The 17,993-nt window shown below is 64.8% G+C and carries 16 protein-coding genes and 4 pseudogenes; 5 read left to right on the forward strand and 15 right to left on the reverse strand.

The annotated features are described in order from the left end of the window. From WS69_RS35650 to WS69_RS11900, 5 genes and pseudogenes are all read right to left on the reverse strand, one after another. Positions 1 to 216: pseudogene (locus WS69_RS35650) on the reverse strand (hypothetical protein); the annotation flags it as partial. A 19-nt stretch (positions 217 to 235) separates the two neighbouring features. Next, the gene (locus WS69_RS11885) at positions 236 to 3,028 is read right to left on the reverse strand and encodes an Hsp70 family protein (protein ID WP_059470974.1); all 2,793 of its coding nucleotides are present in this window, start codon (positions 3,026 to 3,028) and stop codon (positions 236 to 238) included. 3 nt (positions 3,029 to 3,031) lie between these two features. Further along, positions 3,032 to 4,879 carry an Hsp70 family protein gene (locus tag WS69_RS11890; RefSeq protein WP_059470975.1) on the reverse strand — a complete coding sequence of 616 codons (1,848 nt, stop codon included), beginning with the start codon at positions 4,877 to 4,879 and terminating at the stop codon, positions 3,032 to 3,034. Further along, positions 4,876 to 5,451, reverse strand: coding sequence for a DUF2760 domain-containing protein (locus tag WS69_RS11895; protein WP_059470976.1), 576 nt, complete (start codon positions 5,449 to 5,451; stop codon positions 4,876 to 4,878). Before WS69_RS11895 ends, WS69_RS11890 begins: the two co-directional genes overlap by 4 nt. Positions 5,452 to 5,884: 433 nt before the next feature. Further along, positions 5,885 to 6,658, reverse strand: a complete 774-nt coding sequence (locus WS69_RS11900; protein WP_059470977.1) for a 2-keto-4-pentenoate hydratase — start codon at positions 6,656 to 6,658, stop codon at positions 5,885 to 5,887. Between the two features lie 517 nt (positions 6,659 to 7,175). Here WS69_RS11900 and WS69_RS11905 point away from each other — a divergent pair. From WS69_RS11905 to WS69_RS34115, 3 genes are all read left to right on the forward strand, one after another. Beyond that, positions 7,176 to 7,643 carry a ProQ/FinO family protein gene (locus WS69_RS11905; protein WP_059470978.1) on the forward strand — a complete coding sequence of 156 codons (468 nt, stop codon included), beginning with the start codon at positions 7,176 to 7,178 and terminating at the stop codon, positions 7,641 to 7,643. Positions 7,644 to 7,703: 60 nt separating this feature from the next. Next, the gene (locus tag WS69_RS11910) at positions 7,704 to 8,033 is read left to right on the forward strand and encodes an H-NS histone family protein (protein WP_059470979.1); all 330 of its coding nucleotides are present in this window, start codon (positions 7,704 to 7,706) and stop codon (positions 8,031 to 8,033) included. A gap of 353 nt (positions 8,034 to 8,386) precedes the next feature. Beyond that, positions 8,387 to 8,923: a hypothetical protein gene (locus WS69_RS34115; RefSeq protein WP_059470980.1), complete on the forward strand. Its 537-nt coding sequence runs from the start codon at positions 8,387 to 8,389 to the stop codon at positions 8,921 to 8,923. 11 nt (positions 8,924 to 8,934) lie between these two features. Here the strand turns inward: WS69_RS34115 and WS69_RS11920 are convergent, their stop codons facing one another. From WS69_RS11920 to WS69_RS34670, 8 genes and pseudogenes are all read right to left on the reverse strand, one after another. Next, complete coding sequence (locus WS69_RS11920; RefSeq protein ID WP_059470981.1) at positions 8,935 to 10,035, reverse strand: phage late control D family protein; 1,101 nt, start codon at positions 10,033 to 10,035, stop codon at positions 8,935 to 8,937. Continuing rightward, positions 10,035 to 10,460, reverse strand: a complete 426-nt coding sequence (locus tag WS69_RS11925; protein ID WP_059470982.1) for a phage tail protein — start codon at positions 10,458 to 10,460, stop codon at positions 10,035 to 10,037. The genes WS69_RS11920 and WS69_RS11925 overlap by 1 nt, the downstream gene beginning before the upstream one ends. 17 nt (positions 10,461 to 10,477) lie before the next feature. After that, on the reverse strand, positions 10,478 to 13,255 hold the full coding sequence (locus tag WS69_RS11930; protein WP_082716135.1) for a hypothetical protein: 2,778 nt from the start codon (positions 13,253 to 13,255) through the stop codon (positions 10,478 to 10,480). Positions 13,256 to 13,596: 341 nt separating this feature from the next. Beyond that, complete coding sequence (locus WS69_RS30835; RefSeq protein ID WP_044368053.1) at positions 13,597 to 13,710, reverse strand: GpE family phage tail protein; 114 nt, start codon at positions 13,708 to 13,710, stop codon at positions 13,597 to 13,599. 20 nt (positions 13,711 to 13,730) lie between these two features. After that, positions 13,731 to 13,985, reverse strand: a pseudogene (locus WS69_RS11935) (baseplate assembly protein); the annotation flags it as partial. Next, entirely contained in the window at positions 13,982 to 14,344 is a 363-nt protein-coding gene (locus tag WS69_RS11940; RefSeq protein WP_044368040.1) for a GPW/gp25 family protein, read from the reverse strand. The gene WS69_RS11940 and the pseudogene WS69_RS11935, both read right to left, overlap by 4 nt. Beyond that, complete coding sequence (locus WS69_RS11945; RefSeq protein WP_059470985.1) at positions 14,341 to 15,021, reverse strand: phage baseplate assembly protein V; 681 nt, start codon at positions 15,019 to 15,021, stop codon at positions 14,341 to 14,343. Before WS69_RS11945 ends, WS69_RS11940 begins: the two co-directional genes overlap by 4 nt. Next, positions 14,943 to 15,176 (reverse strand): annotated as a pseudogene (locus WS69_RS34670) (hypothetical protein); the annotation flags it as partial. The pseudogene WS69_RS34670 and the gene WS69_RS11945, both read right to left, overlap by 79 nt. Before the next feature lie 20 nt (positions 15,177 to 15,196). On the opposite strand from WS69_RS34670, the gene WS69_RS11950 reads away from it, so the two are divergent. Beyond that, entirely contained in the window at positions 15,197 to 15,967 is a 771-nt protein-coding gene (locus WS69_RS11950) for a DNA-methyltransferase (RefSeq protein ID WP_059470986.1), read from the forward strand. Here the strand turns inward: WS69_RS11950 and WS69_RS11955 are convergent. Next, positions 15,956 to 16,102: pseudogene (locus WS69_RS11955) on the reverse strand (phage virion morphogenesis protein); the annotation flags it as partial. The gene WS69_RS11950 and the pseudogene WS69_RS11955 sit on opposite strands and share 12 nt — an antisense overlap. A 275-nt stretch (positions 16,103 to 16,377) precedes the next feature. Here WS69_RS11955 and WS69_RS33210 point away from each other — a divergent pair. Further along, positions 16,378 to 17,604: a hypothetical protein gene (locus WS69_RS33210; RefSeq protein ID WP_155033901.1), complete on the forward strand. Its 1,227-nt coding sequence runs from the start codon at positions 16,378 to 16,380 to the stop codon at positions 17,602 to 17,604. Between the two features lie 60 nt (positions 17,605 to 17,664). Here WS69_RS33210 and WS69_RS11960 read toward each other — a convergent pair. Continuing rightward, a partial coding sequence (locus WS69_RS11960) for a phage virion morphogenesis protein (RefSeq protein WP_059470987.1) occupies positions 17,665 to 17,993 on the reverse strand: 329 nt, incomplete at its 5' end.

Genomic DNA, 17,993 nt, shown 5'->3' on the forward strand with positions numbered 1-17,993 from the left:
CTCGCGCTTCGACAAACTCGATCTGATGTTCATTGCCTTTATCAACTTCGCCCTGATTGTCGAAGCCCTTCGATAGTGTGAACACGCCCTAGAGGAGCGGTTGTGCTCGCCGGCAGGCCAACCCGACGCCTGCATGAAACGGCGATGGCAGTCGAACAGTTCCGCTCCCCCGACCGCCGCCGGGAAATTCAACTCGCAAACAGCATAGCACGTCGGCCGGCCCGCGCCCGGACGATCAGCCGGCGACCAGCTTGACCAGCTTCAGCCCGGCCGGCAGAGATTCCCCAAACGCGCGCCCGGTATCCGCGTTGTCGAGCGTCACGACCTCGCGCACCATTTGGCTCCACGCAGCCGGCGCATTCACGGACGCGAGCCGGCGCACGACCTTGTCGCGCACGTCGAGCGTCAAGTCGTTCGAACGGTCGCCTGTCATGCGCGCGATCTGTACCGCGGCGAATGCGGCCGGCTCGACCTTCTTCCAGTCGACCGCGAGGATCGCGTCCAGCCAGCGGCTCGCCACGTCGGGCGGCACGACGCCGTGCGCGCTGCCGTACAGCGGCCGCCGCGCGCCGATGCGTCCGATCGCCCACCAGCACTGGTGATTCTCCGTCGGCCGCTGCAACCGCGCGAGCAACCGTTCCCCGAGATCGATCTTGCGATCGACGGCGACGCGCTCCAGCGACGCCGCGAGGCGGACCATGTCCATATCGCCGATCTTCGCGGGATCGAACGGCAGCTTCGGCCGCTTCGCGCCCGCGGCCTCCTGCAGCCAGGCCATCGCGTCGAGCGCCTGGCGCTGCGCCTCCTCGACGAGTCCGCCCGCCGCGCGGCGCCACAGCGTCCACCATTCCGACCAGACTCGCCCTTCGTTCACGTACTGGATGCCGTCGTCGAACAGCGTCCAGAGCTGCGCGACGCGCCAATCGTCGAGCGGGTAGCCGAACCCCGGCCGCACGCAATAGCCGGCGAGATTCAGCCAGACGCGCTCATGATCCGCCGAGCGCCGTCGCCGGCCGACGCGCGCCCACAGCGCGCCGAACAGTTCGCGGAGGAGGGCGATGTCCCAGTTCTCGCGCGGGCCGAGCAGTTGCTCGAGCTGCGCGCGCAGACGCCGGACCTCCTTCGGATCGACGTTCGCGAGGCGCGCGCCGAACGAGCGGTCGATCAGTTCGACCGCCTTGTCGAGCGACGGATGAGACGGCGCGTCGGCCGCCCCGTCTTCGGCACGCTCGCGCCGCAGCTGGAATTCGAGCAGCCACCGTTGCGACGGGTCGTCCGTCGCGATGCAGTGCATGTCCAGCGTGCCGACCTCCGTGAGCGACGTCGTCAGCTTGACCCGCCGCTCGCGCGATCCGCCCGCGTCCTGCTGCTGAACGACGGTCGCCACGGGCGGCAGGCGGACGAAGTCGCCCGCTGAGAGATCCACGAGCTCGCCCGGGCGCCACGCGTTGTCGGCGACAGTCGACGCGAGATGGAAACGCACCGGATGCCCGAGCCGCAACACGAACACGCGATCGTCGAGATGCACCTCATGACCCTCCGCGGTGCCGCGCGGCAACACGCACACGCCTCGCGACGCCTGAGCATCGTCGTCGACGACGAGAAAGTAGCTGCGCGGCGAGCCGCCGCCGATTCGCGGCGCCTGCCCGGCGCGCGCGAGTCCGTATGCGACCGCGCCCCGCGCGACGGCCACGTCCGGATGATCGTTTTGCAAGACGTGCAATGGCTGTCGGCGCCAGTCGCCGAGCACGTCCGCAAGGCGGTCGGCGAGCGCCTTCGAGCGGAACACGCCACCGTTGAGCAGCAGCGTATCGGGTATCGGCAGCGTCGGATTCGCCGCGTCCGGCGCGCCGAGCGCATCGCGCGACTGCGCGGCGAGCCGATGCAGGAACGCCGCGATGTGCCGCGTGACGGCCGGGTCGGCGGCGTAGGGCAGGCCGAACTCGACGAGCGCGGCCCGCGGCTTGCGCGGCAGGTCGTCCGGACCGCTGGCGGGAAAGAACCCGTCGACGACGATCCGCTCGACCTCTTCCCGGCTCAGTTCCGTCTTGCGCGCGCCGCCGACGAGCCGGGCGCCCGAGCCGAGCAGCGTGACGCCGACCGTGTCGGGCGGGGCCGCATCGAGCAGGCGTTCCTTCGCCGTTCGGCATCGCTCGACGAGCTGGGACAGACTCGCGGCCGACAGACGCGCGTCGTCCTGCGTGAGACGCGTCTCGGCGAGGCGCGCGAGCGCGAGATCCATGTTGTCGCCGCCGAGCATCAGGTGATCGCCGACGCCGATGCGCGTCAATTGCGGCTCGCCGTCCTCGACGTGCACCTTGATCAGCGTGAGGTCGGTCGTCCCGCCGCCGACGTCGCACACCAGCACGAGCCGCGTTTGCTCAAGCGATTCGCGCAACGTCGTCTGATGATGGAACAACCAGTCGTAGAACGCGGCCTGCGGCTCTTCGAGCAGGCGCAGCGCGGGCAGTTGCGCGATCCGCGCGGCTTCGAGCGTGAGCGCGCGCGCGCCGTCGTCGAACGACGCAGGCACGGTGAGCACCACGTCCTGATCTTCGAGCCGCGCATCCGGGAAACGGCTGTTCCACGCGGCGCGCACGTGCGCCAGATAGCTGGCGCTCGCGGCCACCGGCGACACCTTGCCGTTGGCGTCGGTCGCGCCCCACGGCAGGATCGGCGCGAGTCGATCGACCGATGCATGCGACAGCCAGCTTTTCGCGCTGGCCACGAGCCGGCCCGGCACCTGCGCGCCCAGCGAGCGCGCGAGCGTGCCGATCACGGCGGGCGGCGGCGCGCCGACGGCTTCGCTGCCTTCGGCGTCGCGCCACGGCAGCCGCAGATCGCCGGGCGCGAATTCGCCCGCTGCCGGGTGATAGCGCGCGGACGGCAGCAGCGGCCGCGCGCCGACCTCGCCGGGCGCGACGAGCTGGTCGACGTCGAACACGCGGATCGCATCGCCGCCCGTCTCGACGTACGCGACGACGGTATTGCTCGTCCCGAGATCGATGCCGACAATGAACGGTTTCATCGGTCAGGCATTCGCGCCGCCGCGCACGTCGAACTCCACCTTCCAGCGCTCGTTCGTGCCGCTTTGCAACGCCTCGAGTTCCAGCGTGCCGGCCTCCGTGACGCGCGCGTGCAGCTTCACCGGCACGATTTCACCGGGCGTGCGCCCCTCGGGCGGCAGCGTGGCCTCGATCTCCTCGAGCTCCTGCAATTCGTCCGGCGACCAGAAGTCGAGCAGCGTGCCGACCTGATCCTGGCGGCGCACCGACGAACCGAAGAAGCGGAAGTGCACCGGCTCGCCGACCACGAGGCCGAATTCCTGGTGCGGCAAGGCGGCGTCCGTGCCTTCCTCCATGCCGAACGGCGCGACGCACAGCGCCTGGATCGGCGGCTCGAGGCCCGGCACGGCCGGCATCGCCGATTCGATCGCGATGTAATACGCGCGGGCCGTGCCGCCGCGAATGCGCACGCCCTTGCCGCGCTTCACGTAGCCGTAATACGCGGCGCCGCGGGCCACCGCGAGGTCGAGATCCGCGCCGCCCAACAGACGGGCCGCCGCCGCGCCGTCGGCGGCGAGCCAGCCATTCAGCGTGTCGAGAATGCGCTCGACGAGCAGCGGCGACTTGAATACGCCGCCGTTGAACAGCACCGCGGTCGGATGCAGGAAGCTCGCCGCGCCGTCTTGCGCGTGCTGCAGTCCGTCGAGCTCCGCGAGCGCGGCGACCTGCCGGCCGAGGAAGGCCGCGAGATGCCGCGTGATGCCGGCGTCCTGCGCATAGGGCAGGCCGAGCTGCGTCAGGCCGGCGCGCGTGCGGCTCACGGGCCGCGTCGACGCGTCGACTTGCGGAAAGAAGCCTTCGAGGATCGTTTGCGTCAGTTCGGCGCGAGTCAGCTCGGTGCGGATCGAGCCGCCGATCAGCTTCGAGCCGCGGCTCGGCACGACGAGCGGCACCGCATCCGTCGCCGGATCGCTCAGCAGCGTTTCCTTCGCGCTGCGGCACGCGTAGGTGAGGGCGCGCAACTGCCACGGATCCGCCTGCGTGCCTTGCCCGGCGAGCTTGCGCGCGACGACGTGGGCGAGCGCCAGGTCCATGTTGTCGCCGCCGAGCAGGATGTGCTCGCCGACCGCGACGCGATGCAGCTCGAGGTTGCCGTCGCGTTCGACGACCGCGATCAGCGACAGGTCGGTCGTCCCGCCGCCGACGTCGACGACCAGGATAATGTCGCCGACCTTCACCTCCTTGCGCCACGCGCCGCTGCTTTTCTCGATCCAGCTATAGAGCGCCGCCTGCGGCTCCTCGAGCAGCGTCATGCGCGCGTAGCCAGCCGCCTGCGCGGCCTCGGCCGTCAATTCGCGCGCGGCCGGATCGAACGAAGCGGGAATCGTGACGGTGATGTCCTGCTGATCGAACGGCGCGTCAGGATGCGCGTGGTTCCATGCTTCGCGCAGGTGGGTCAGATAGCGCACCGAGCTTTCGAGCGGCGACACGCGCGCGACTTCCGGCGGCGCGTCGCTCGGCAGGATGCCGGCGCGACGGTCCACGCCCGGATGGCACAGCCAGCTCTTCGCGCTCGACACCAGACGAATCGGCGTGCCCGCGCCGCGGCTGCGCGCCAGTTCGCCGACCGCGAAATCGCGCTCGGCCGCCCACGGCAACGCGAGATCGCCCAGCGCGAGTTCGTTCGGGTGCGGCAGGTAGAGAAAGGACGGCAGCAGATCGGACGATTCGATCGCGCCTGGCGCGGTGAGCTGCGCGACCGGCAGCACGCGGAGGCTCGTTTTCTCGCCGTCGCTGGCCGCGAGATCCACGTACGACAATGCGCAATGCGTGGTGCCCAGATCGATGCCGATCGAATAGCGCGGCTCGCTCATAGCTCCACCTCGGCCGGCGCGACGATCGTCGCGTCGTGCCCCTTGTTCAGCTTCGGCAGACGCACCGCGTCGACGCGCCAGCCCCGATGGCTGATGCTGCCGTTGAACGGCGGCTTGCCGACGACGTTGCCCGTGAGACGGATAGCGGTGGCGTCGAAGCCTTCGCCGATCGTCACGCGGGTGCCTTCGGCTTCGTCGCGCACGGGACGGATCGTGAAATGCTCGCGCAGCGTCGCCCGACAGCCGTCGTGCACGAGGCGCGCGGCGGCGCCGATGTCCGCATCGGCATAGCCGGCGATGTCTTCTTCGACGAAATCGATCAAGCGCGCGTCGCGCTGGAGCAGCCCGAGCAGCTGGAGCGCGGCGTCCGGGCTCGCTTCCCGGATGATTTCGGGCGCGGGCGCCGCGGCGGGTTGGGGCGGCGCGACGGGGGCCGCGGCCGGCGCCGGTGGGGCATCGGCTTCACGCAGCCGATGCGCGCGGATCGCGAGTTCGCGGTCGCCGAGCACGGAAAAGAACAGGCCGAAGGCAAGCGAGAGTCTGCCGGCGAATGAAATGTTCGGTTCGGTCATGGGGAAAAGCTCCAATGGGCCCGCCTGGACGGCGAGCTATCCTCCCGGACGCGGGACGAGCCACAGGCGGGCGTCGAAGGTCCTGTTCCGGCATTACGTATCTGAGCCCGACGGGCTCAAAACCCGTATTTTGCCTTGATCTGATCCGGAGCCGGCCAACGCGCGCGTGCGAGCGTTCATTTTTTGCGAATTTTGTCGACCGATCGCGCGTCGGAGGCCATGCGGCGCAATGGTCGGGCACGATGCGTGCGCAGGCGGAATATCGACTGGAGTAGCGTACTATGCGGGCGAAGGGCGGCACACGCGCCGCGGACGAGCACGCCGACGCACGCGTCGCGCGCCATTGCTCGGCATGACGCGCCCGCAATCGCCTGAAGTCGTTGCGGCGGCCAAACGGTGCGCCGGCGTGCCGCATTCGCGCCCGGCTTGCGGCTCAGGCGACCAGCGCCACCGACAGGTTGCCGAGTTGGCCGAATCGCACCGTCAGCTCCTGGCCAAGCGGCACGTCAATCGCCCCGGCATACGATCCGGTCGTCACGACCTGGTCCGCCCGAACGGATTCGCCGCGCGCGGCGAGAAAATTGACGAGCCACAGCAGCGGCTTGAACGGATGTCCGTCCGGATGGCGGCCATCGATCGACCAGTTCAGCCCGCCTCGAAATTCGAGCGCAATGACGTCGAGCGCGGCGTGCAGACCGTCGGATACGGCTGGCCCGACACACAAACCCTGGTTGAACTGGCCGTCCGCGAGCAATTCAAACACGGTCGCGTGCGACGGATCCGCATAGCGGCAGCCGAGCACTTCGATTGCGAGACGTACCTCGCGAATCGCGCCGCGCACCTCGTCCTCGTCGTACGGCCTGCCGCGGGGCGGCAAATCGCGGTCGAGCACGAAGGCGATTTCCGGTTCGATCCGGACGGTCGGCGTATCGGCGACGACCCGGAACGGGCCGGCCGACGTGGGAAACATGTGGATCGTCGACGACAAGATCGGCGCGACCACGACGCGCCCCGGTGGCGGCAGCGCGCATTTCCATCCACCCACCGGCTCGCCCAGCCATTCAGCGACGCGGCTCTGGATCGCGAGGGCCGTTTCGATGTCGTCGGGCCGGCAGGCGTCCGGCAGAAGCGCGCCGGCGACGCCGGTGCGACGGGCCGCAACCAGATGTCGCGCGGCGCCATCCACGCGTTTGAGAGTGTTTGTCATGTCGTTGTCGTGTCGTTTTGCGGAATGAACGGACGGCCTGCGGGCGCGCGCCCGAATGGAGGCAACGGACGCGATAATAGCGTTTTGATCGTGATTTCATCACGCGGCGACCGTGCGGCATCGACGATCGGTGCGTCGGGCGGCGTGGCAGGCGATGCGGCACGCGCGGCGCGCCGAGCATTGCGCGTGCGTGCTTATCTGTGGCCACGCGCGCCTCGGGCATGCGGTCCGCAGTCGGTAGGCCGCGCGATGCGCGGGCGATGGCTGCGAGGCTCGGCTGCGCTTGCTGCGGTTCTTCACTATGCTGTTTCTGGTTTGGGTGCCGGAAGTCGGATGATGGCGGCGATACGTGGTGTGAGCTTTACGAGTTCCGGCGGCGGCGTCGCCAGCTCTGTCTCGGATGCGCCTCATCGAAGGCGGTTGTCAATGTCGATATGGACGCTCGCCGATGGGATTGCGAGAACGCCGCGCCGTCGACTGCTACAATCTCGGCTTATTTTCTAGTGGGCTGGAAGTTATGGGCTTTGAGCAACTTGCGTCGTTGCGCGATCAACTTGCGAGAGACGCCGAACGGGAACGCGCGGCGAAGAAACCGCGGAAGCGGGATGCCAAGCAGGCGACTTCGCCGAGCTCGACGGATCCGGTGCTGTTGACGATCGCGAAACTCCAGAAGCGGTTTCCCGTGGCTTTCCCGAGAAATCCGGCGCCCAAGGTTCCGCTCAAGGTTGGCATACTCGAAGACTTGATCAATCGGGCGCAAGAGCTCGGCTCGAACGAGGCGGAGTTGCGGGACGCGATGAAGACCTGGTGCCGCGGGAATCGTTACTGGACGTGCCTCGTCGACGGCGCTGTGCGCGTTGATTTGACGGGCGGCGAAGCGGGGCGGGTGTCGCCGGCCGATGCGAAGCGCGCGCGAATGTTGAAGGCGCGTCGCCCGGCAAAGGCGCCGTCACAACCGGCAAAGTCCGAGCAGACTCCACAATAGCGATAGAAATCCGCACGCCCGTCGGAGCGCGGGCGGCGTATCGATAAAGACACATATCACGTGACAACCAGCAAAATTCATTCGCTGCAGAAGCAGCTCGGCCACGTCAACTTGCTTCTCGAGGAAGCCCGGAAGAAAGAGAAGGCGGATGTACTGGCCGCCATTCGGGAACAGGTGAAGCAGTACGGCATCACGGAGTTGGAGTTGCTGAGGGCCGCGGGCTTCGTGAAGGACAAGCCGAAGAAGCTGCCGGCCAAATACTACGATCCGTCATCGGGCAAATCGTGGACGGGCCGCGGCGCCTGCCCGAAATGGCTGGAGGGCAAGAACCTGGATGACTATCTGATCCGGGCCGCGCCGGAGCCTTGGTGGCCGGGGGAGAACCCGTAATCCAGTGATGGAGGCGGTCCGGGGACTTGGCTCTGCCGGCGCAGTACCCACCAGGCCCGCGTCGGTCATCAGCCGGCGCATCATTTCCTTGCTTCGAGCGTACGAGACCTTCCGGTCCGCGTTCGCGCAGTCGTTCGACTAGCCGAACATTTGAACTTAGCCAGAAGTGGACGGTACAAATTAGCGGCTACATCCCAGTTATGTCGATAATTCACGTTATGTCAAATCACTGAAGCTAACTGGAACTGGCATTTCTTTTGGGCACGTCGCTTGACTGTTAGTTTTGTCAGCTTGATTCGAGGATTTGTAAACATATTTACAAATCGTTACAGAATCTAACGCAGTCCTCCCCAATGAATGCCGCCGCTCCCCGTCACGGCGCGCTGCCTGATTTCCTCGCGCTGACTGACGGCCTCACCATCCGCCAAATTGCCGAAAAGCTCCGGTGTTGCACGCGGAGCGTTCGCAATTACATTGCCGGTCGCTCACCGATCCCTTGGCATCGGGTCGAATTGCTGCGACTGCGCGAAGTCGAGGCAAACACTTCGCAAGCGGCAAATCAAGCTCTTGCTGACGAAATCCCTGTCGAATCGACGATCGAGCCCGATCCGTCCGCGCCCGACGTGACGCCCGCCGAAATTCTCGCGTGGGTCGGCGTGCACGCGCCGCAGTATCTGTCGAGCCAAAGAAGCTTTCGCATGTACGTCCGCGGCTGGAACGTCGCTGACAAGATCCAGTTTTCAAAGGCGCAAGGCACATTTGCCGCCATTCTGGCGAAATGGCGCGTGCTCGCCGTCGATCTGCCGCGCTCGTGGAAGTCATGGCGATCGGGCGGCGTCTTCGCGGACACCGATCCGCCGGCCTACTGCTGGCGCAGCAACTCGTCCTGACCCGCCCTACACTACTTGCCGGAACGCCGAAAATGCGACCGGTGCCGCTCCGTCGTCGGATCGTCGCGCATTTCGAGCTCAAGCGTGGTCGTGAAGCCGATGTCACCGATCGTGTGCGTTGCCTTCTTCACGAGCCATGGCGTCTCGTCGATTTCCGGTTTGAAGCCTGACACGACGACGGGCATTTCAGGGAACAGCTCGGCGCGGCCGCGCGCGAGCGTGTAGCTCATCGTTGCCTGGCTGCGCTGCATCCGCTTGAACTCCGCTTGCGCGGCCGCACGCGCTTCCGCCTCCGTTGCGTAATCTTCCGGCAGCACCTTCACGTTCTTGTTGTTCTCGCCCCCGACGATGACCGACTTGCGTTTCGCGCGTCCGGTCGAATGGTAGTGCGCGCGCACGGCCGCGTAGTTCTCGCGTTCGGACACGTGGTAGCGATGACTGTCGCCGCTCGCGCGCGTCAGTTCGAGCACGTCGAGCCGCTTACCGCTCGCCGTCTGGCCGGTGCCGATCGGCATGAACAACAGGCGTAGGTCTTTCACGTTCATCACGGCGTCGTAGCGTTTCGCGAGGCGCGTGAGAAACGACATGTCCGATTCGTGTGTCTGGTCGATGTGCGCGATCAGGATTTTGGCGAGCGCGTCGCCGACTGTCGGCGAGAGTGAGTACCGGCCGGCGATCGAGCGCACGATCGAGCCGATCGTCTGTCGATGCCAGCTCTTTTCGCGGCGCTCCTGCATGCCGCTCGTCATCGCGGCCGAGCGCGCGCGTACCGTGATGATGTCGGGGCTGCCGCTGTGCTCGACTTCGTTCACGACGAAGCTACCCTTGTCGACGAGCGGCTCGCCCGCCCATCCGATCGACGCCTTGATCGTGGCGCCGCGCTTTGGGATGTCGAGGTCGTTCTTGGAATCGTCGAGCACGATGTCAATCGTATCCGCCTCGTCGGAGCGCGACTCCGAAATCGACAGCGACACGAGCCGCGGCGCGAACAGGCGCGACAGATCGCGGCCACCCACCGAAATGCGATGGTCCGGTTGCGGATGCAGGCGTGCGACGCGCGGCGCGTCGTGCGATTCCGGCCGCGTGGTGCGTTCGTTCGTCGACGTGACCATCAGCGCTTGTCCTGGCGCGTGTTCTTCTCGCGCGCCGTGCGCAGCACGTCGTCGTCGACGCGCTCGATTGTGAGCTGGAACTCGATGCGCCGCGGCGTGCCGTCCGCCGTGTGGTAGCTCTGCGTCTCGTTCAGCTCGGCAATGACGTACGCGCCGTAAACGTTGCCGGCGCCGTCGACGAGCACGTACGCTTCGCCCGTGTCCGCCATCGCGGCGAGCTCGCGAATCGACGCGATCGAGCCGAACGTCTCGGGGGCGACCAGGCCGTTCAGCGTGATCGTGTCGTCGCCGACGCCGGCGAACTGGCGGCCGTCGCGCGCACCGACGCGCGAGCTCGTCGGGTGCTTCCACGTGCGTCGGCGCTGCAACTCGCGGAACGGCGCGCTCGTGAGACTGAAAACGAATTGGTCGAGGGACATGAGCATGCGTGACTCCGTGTGCGTCAGTCCGACAGGCGCGAGCCGATGCGCGACTGCTTCGCGCGCTCGCGGCGATCGAGTGCCGCTTCGACGGCGCGTGCGATCGCGTGCGGGTCCTGTCCGGCCTGCGGGTAGATGTTGATGACGATCGGCGACGCCGGCGCGGCCGCCGAAGATGCGGCGGTTGCCGCCGCAAGCGGCGCGCGGCGATCGATCGGCACGGTCGGCTGCACGAGTGGCGCGGTTGGCTTGGCGAGTGCCGCGCTGGCCGCGAGCACGGGCGCACCGAACGATGCAACGGCAGCCGTCGCAAGGCCGAGCGCCGCGTTCGCGACGCGCCGCTGCGCGCTCTCAATGCCCACCGCCGCGCCCTCGCTCACGAACCCGCCGAGCGTGGCAAACACGCGACTCGGGCTGTGGATGCCGAGCTTTTCCTTGAACCACGTGACGGTCGAATCGGCGACGCTCGAAATCGTTTCTTTCACGGTGCCAAGGCCGTTCTTGATGCCGTTGACGAGCCCGTCGATCAGGTGGCCTCCGATTTCGGTAAAGCGCGCGCCGATGTCGCCGAACCAGTCGCCAATACTCGCGAGCTTCGATTTCACCCCCTCGACCGTCGCGTCCCATTTCGACTTGATCCAGGCGCCGGCCGCTCCAAACGCGCCCTTGATCGTCTCCCATAGCGCCGCGAATTTCGGTCCGAGCGTATCCCAGTTCTGCCAAACGTAGACGGCCGCGATGGCAAGGAGCGCGATGAAGGCGAGCAGCGGATTGGCGAGCGCGAGGCGGCCGAGCACCATGATGGCCCGACCGAGCATCGCGAGCGCGCGGCCGGCCATCGCGACACCTTGGACGAGACCGACGCGCAGTAGCGAAGCGAGGATCGAGAGCCCACGTCCGAGGAAAAGCCCTGCACGCGCGACGGCCAAGACGCCGCGCACGGCTGCGTCGCGCATGAATCCGGACATGACGTGCAGCCCACGCCAGAGCATCCGCGCGCCGCGAGATGCGAGCAAGAAACTTCGAACGACGCTGCCGCGCAGTAGCGATGCTAGCCCGCCGAAAACGGTACGCAACAGCCCGCCCTTCATGCCGAGCGTCGTCATGCTGAACCGCACGACGGCGAGCGGGCCGAGCACGCCGGCGAGGACGATCGTGAACGTTCCCATCACGGCGAGCAGCCCGCCGAGCGCGGCGGCGACTACGACAATCGCCTTGGTCGCTTCGGGATGCGCCTTAATCGTCTTCAACAGCCTGTCGGCCAGCTCGCGGGTTTTGTCGAGCGCGGCGTTGTAGATCGGCGTGACGCGCTCGCCGATCTCTTCTTTCAGATCTTTCAACTTCGCGAGCGCCGCGATTTCCTTTCCGGAAGTTTGCTGTTTCGCAATGTCATCCAGTTCGGTAATGCCGGCCGCGCCCTTGTTCAGGCGCTCGTTCTTCGCGATTTGGTCGCGCTGCAAGTACATCGTCGCGAACAGGTTCGATGCGGACCGGTTCGTGAAGATCGAACCAATCGCGCTGAGAATTGCCTTGTCTCCCTTGATGCCCTTCTTTGCCAGTGCCGGCAGCAGCGTCTTCTGCAACCATTCATAAGGGGACGACTTGTATTGCTCTGCATTGAGCAGCGCGCCATCCGCGAACGCCTTCACGTGGCCGTTCTTGTCGTATTCGACTTTCTTCGCGTCCAGCAGGCCGAGCTTCATCAACTTGCGCGTGGCGCGCACCGTCGTTCGCCCCTCGATCAAGTTCTGATAGCCCGACATCAGCGCGTTACCTGCCGTGCCGCCCTGCATCTCCTGGACGATCGGCTCCATCTGATAGAAGAACGCGTCCTTCGACAGCGACTTGGCGGCCACGCCGCCGCGTTGGATGAACTCCATCCACTGGTCGCCCCCGACGCGGCCGCCGGTCGCCGAAATCACCTTTTGGACTCGGTTCGCCTCGTCACGAAACGTCGCCTCGTCTTTCGTGCCGTTGCGCAGCTCGATCACCTTGAGCATGTTCATGAACTTGCGTTCGTTCTCTTCCCCATGCTCGGCGCCGTACATGGCCTCGTTCGCGAACTTCATCTGCGACAGGATCGGCGCGGCCATCTGCGCGTGATGCTCGTCGGCGAAGATCGTCATCGAGTCGCGCATCATGGTCAGATTGTCGGTGTAGCTCGAACCGTGAACCTTCATGCCACGGGCGAACTTCTCCGCGTCCCGCGTCGACTGCTCGCCCAGGCCGAGCGCCTGAATGCGCGCGATTTCGTTCTGCGCTTTCTTGGCTTCGTCCAACGTGCCGCCCAAGCCGCCGAGGACGCCAGCGCCGGCGGACTTGGCCGCGTAACCGCCGATCGCCATGCCGCCGGCGACGCCCTGTAGCGCCTGCATCTTGCCGCGCGCCGCGCCGAGCTTCTTCTCACGCTCGGCCATGATTTCGAGCTGGCGCGTCTGCGTCTGCATCGCCGCGGTCGTCTGCACGATGTTCGCGCGCAACGTGTGCTCGTGCTCGGCAAGATTGCGCGTGCTGATGCCTGCTGCCGTCAATCCGGCGCGTGCATCTCGCAAAGATCGAAGCTTTTCGACGTGAGCTTGTCGCAGCTTGTCGGATGCACGTGTCGCTGCATCATATTGCTGCTGTAATGCGCGCAGTTGGTGCGCATTGACCGGCGTCTGGCTGGCGAGTTTCTTCTGCTCGGCTTCGAGTCGCTTGATTTCCTGCCGTGCCTTGAGCTGCTCTGCAACGAGCTGCCGATATTCAACCGCCAGAACAGACGCCCCGGACTTGTTGCCCGTGAGTCTGTTCATGGTCTGCATGACTTTGGCGGTTCGGTCGAATTCGGCACGTGCGGCCTTCAACTGACTCGCGTTTTCAAATTTCCGGCGGGCGGGCTCCTCCAATGCGCCCAACTGCAGTCGCAATTGTCGCGCCCGATCGCCTGCATGTTGCATCTCGACACTGCTGGCCTTGATGCCACGCTTCAAGTCCCGGAATCCGTCGAGCTTCTTCTGCTCACGATTGAGCGCCGCGAGTTGCTCGCGGCTCTCTTTGATGGCGCTTGTCATCCCCTTGCTTCCGTTCAGCATGTTCTTCAGGGGCTTCGTGAAGTTGTCGATCATGTCGAACATGACGCGCAGTTTGAGGGCGTTGTCCATCGTTACTCGTTTCCGCTACGTATCCGGGCGCGCTCGCGCCAGTCCATCAATTCGGCCAGAGCAAAGCCGTCCATATCGCGCGGCGTCCAGCCAAACACCGTCGCGATATCGGCCATCGCGTCTTCTACGCGTTCGGGTACGCGAGCAGCACGCCGCGCGACGTGTCGTTGATGAGCTGGCGCAGCAGCACTTCGCGATAGGCGTTCTCCTGTAGAACGCGCGTCACGGGCTCGGATTCAAGTTCCAGCGTAGCGGCGATTTCCGCCTGGTGCTCGACCGGATACAGCGACACGAGGCGCGCCTTGCGCTCGGCGAACAGCGTCTCGAAGTCGAGCGGCTCGACGATGTCCGGCGCCGGGAGCTGCGAAAGATCGATGGGCGTGCTTCTCACGATGCGCCCCCGTTCGACAGTGGCACGCGCAGCGAGGCGAGCTCGTCGCGCTCGTCGGTCCATCCTTCGATGTCGACGAACTGCCGGCCCGCGAACGCGTCGGTGGCGGCCGCCGAAATCTGAATGCGCGTGACCGTCAGGCGAGGTTCCCATCGCATCAGTGCGGTCGCGATCGCCGCGAAGAGGCGAATGCGCGTCGCGCCATTGGCGGGCGCGTCGATCAGGTCGGGCAGCTCCGAGCCAAACGCTCGGCGCTGGATGCACGACGCGAGCGGCGTCGTGATGATCTTGCCGATCGACTGCGCGAGATGGTCGAGCCCGGAAATCGAGCGGCCGGTGACGGCGTTCATGCCCCTCATAGCGGCTGGCTCACTTCGGCCGATTCGCCACGCGCCTGGTGCGTGTGGTGCGGCACGCTCTTGCCCATCGAGCGCACTTCGCCTGTGAAATCGGCCGCACCGTCGATGCGCATTACGTTGCCGTCGCCGGCGCTGCCCGCGCCCGTCATGCCAGACTCGAACGCAAGCGGCCCCTTTACGAGCAATGCGCCCGTGCAGGTCGTCTGCTCGGCGTCGAGCGTGACCGATGCGGCCTTCACGGTCGCCGATTCCGTCTCGACCGTGACCGACACGGGCGCGACGACGCGCACGGTCGCGCCGGCGGGCAGCTCGGCCGTGAGCGCATGGGCGTCGTGGTCGTAGCTCACGCGCGCGCCGTCCGCGTAGACGCGGGTGTGGGTGTTCGGCCGGTTGTCGGGCGCGGGGAACGTATCGGAGAACACGCCGCGCAGCGCGACACCTTGCGCGAGGTCGCCCATCACGCCGAGCACGACGACCTGCTCGCCCTTCGTCGGCGGCGACCACTCGCGCGTGTTACCGGCCGCCGGCGCGAGCCAGGGAATCCAGTTCGTTTGCAGGCCGTCGTCGTCCGACTCGCCGACCGACACGCGGCAGAGGCCCGCCTTGTGGTCGACATCGAGAATCGAGCCTTTGCGCACGACGTTGCGTGCTTGCCGTTGAATTTCGTTCGCATCCATGCCGGCAATGGTGCCGGCCGCTCGCGCGTGATGCGAGCGTTCGCCTTTGTCGTGCTGCCGGGTACAGCGCGTTCGTGATCCGCGCAGTGAAACGTGCGTCGACAATGGCCGCTCGATACACGCAACGACGCGTGCGGCGAGCGCCGCGCGCGCATTTTTTCACTCTCGCAACACGATGACGATTCAACCTGCCGACGCCGCGCCCGCGGCCGATCTTGCCCTGCTACTCGACCGACTTCACGCGACGGACGCGCTCACGATGGCGCGCATGCTGCCCGATGCTTCAATCGATATGGTGTTCACCGATCCGCCGTATTCGTCCGGGGGGCTGCACACGTCGGCGCGCACGCGGCCGCCGAGCGAGAAGTACATCAACAGCGGCACGAAAGCCGCCTACGAGGACTTCGACAGCGACAACATGGACCAGCGCGCGTGGGCGTTCTGGTGCCACGCGTGGCTGAGCGAATGCCGACGCGCGCTGAAGCCGGGCGGGCTGCTCGTGTGCTTCATCGACTGGCGGCAGCTTCCGACGCTGACCGATGTCGTGCAGGCCGCCGGCTTGATCCTGCGCGGCGTCGCGGTATGGGACAAGACGCCCGGCCGCACGCGACCGCGGCGCGGCGGCTTCGCGCAGCAGGCCGAATTCGTCGTGTGGGCAAGCCGCGGCGCGATGCGCGACAGCGATGTGTATCTGCCGGGCGTGTTTCCGTCGCGTCTGCCGCTGCCGAAGCGTCACGTCACCGAGAAGCCGCTCGACGTGGCGCGTGAGGTCGTGCGGCTCGTGCCGGCCGGCGGCGTCGTGTGCGACCTGTTCGCCGGCTCGGGCACGTTTCTCGCCGCGGCGCGCGAGGCCGGTTTGCACTGGATTGGATGCGAGACGAATGCGGCGTATCACGTGATCGCGTCGGCCCGGCTCGATGCCGCAGCGAACGATTCAGCGGTTTAGGTAGCGTAACAGCCGATCGCGCACGAGCTCGCGATCGGCGTCCGCGAAACCGAGCACGACGCGAACCGGATACTGCACGAGCGGCCCGCTCGGCTCGATGGGCACTTTCCAATCTTCCTGAAGGACGCGTGCGATCAGTGCGCAAACCGTAATAACAGGTGACCCAGTTGCCGGCACGTAGGTATGCACGCGTCGTTTCGCTTCTGTTGAGAGGCGATGGCTCTACCAAAACAGGTAGTTGCCGGATAACGCCGCTGCGATCAATATATCATCGAATACTGATCGACTCCATTAAGGCGATTAAGGAAAGTCGGACATTTTAAGTAGAGATATATTTCCCACAATTTTCAGAATGGCGGCGAAGTTTACTGTGCCGCGACAGGGCAATCCACCATAGGGAGGGTAAGAGCATGAAGAAGCTCAATGCGATTCCCGTTGCTATTGCATTAATTTATTCAACTATTCCTTTGTATTCCACACAAACATATGCCGGTCAGCCCAGAGATCCGGCAGCTTGCAAGCTCCCAACTAAAATTCCAGATGGGAATAATAGATATCAACATTTGGCATGGCAGATTTTTGTTGCCGCTAACTGCGATTCCGGGAAAGCCGATCTTCCTCTCACATGGGAGACTTGGCCGGAACAAGATTGTTTAAAGAGCGGCAAAAAGGACTGCACCAATAATGCTAATCAAACGCGCTTGCATGCCAGCATACTTGCAACGAGAAATTTTGATTTTAAGAAAACCTGTCAGCCAATGACGACAAAAGATAACGCGCCGTCTGGCGCTTTCTTGCCTTTCGTGCCAAAAAATTTGACGAAGAATCCAGAGTTCTGTGAAGAGGTGCATGTCAATCAAGATGCTGCGGATTTTATTACCTCTCCATCTGGGAAAAGCGTCAAATATAGTCTGCAAACTCTTCCTGGGCAGAAAGATTATGTCGCTAACAACGGAAAGATCAATTTTCCTCGAACAGCCATCGAGATTAAGGTGGATTGGCTGCCAGCCAGCTCAATCAAGGAAAAACTTAATTGCGATATTGATTCTAAAGAATATTATTTGGAGAAAATTGACGGCGTGTGTTATGCTATGGTCAGCTTCCATTTGAATTCAAAGTTAACAAATAATTGGGTGTGGGCCACGTTCGAACCCCAGAGTGAAATTACAAATCCGAATCGCTGCAAATCAGACCTCTACTCAAATTGTAACGATCCATGGGGGTCAAGCCCTCCGATTAGCAACGGCCAAGTGACTTCTCGAACAGCCGATTTGGATACCTTAATTGATAAAGCCAACCTTTCGATTGCATTCAAAAATTATCGTTTGGTTGGGGTGCAAACAAATTATACTTCGGGGGTTGATACTCCTGTCCGGAAGCCGGTATTGCTAGGAAATTCATTTACAGAATTTAATGCAGGAGTGGCTCCGAAGAAAGCGTCATGCATGACCTGCCATGCTTATGCTTCATTTACTAGCGATACGAAGCCAATTGTCCAAAATCCATATTTCGGCGCCTTTCCGGGGACGCAGCCGATTGGACTGCCAGCCCCGTTAACCAATTGGACAAAGCAGGACTTTTCATGGTTGCTCGGCGTCATGCCACCCAATGATTTCGTGAGTGCCGGCAAGAAATAGAGGGAAGTTCGCAGTCAGTGCACTTCGCTCGTTCTACGCCGCCGATCTGGGCGGCGTGTGTCATCGGTTGAGATACTGTATTAGCCGATCGCGCACGAGCTCGCGATCGGCGTCCGCGAAGCCGAGCACGACGCGAACCGGATACTGCGCGAGCGGGCCGCCCGGCTCGACGGGCGCTTTCTGCCCTTCCTGGTGGACGCGGGCGATGCGCGACAGCCGCTCATCGAAACCAATCGCGAGCCCGGCGTCGTCTACGTCGATTCGCAAATAGCGCGCCGCGCGCAGCTTCCGAAACATCGCCTCGCGCTTCACGCGGCCGGCCTTCTCGCGCAGGCGCTTGCCGCCGCGCTTTACCTTCCGCGGCGCGTACGCCGAGCCGTCCGGATTCC

It is taken from the genome of Burkholderia sp. BDU5 (assembly GCF_001522845.1).
Lineage (GTDB): Bacteria > Pseudomonadota > Gammaproteobacteria > Burkholderiales > Burkholderiaceae > Burkholderia > Burkholderia mayonis.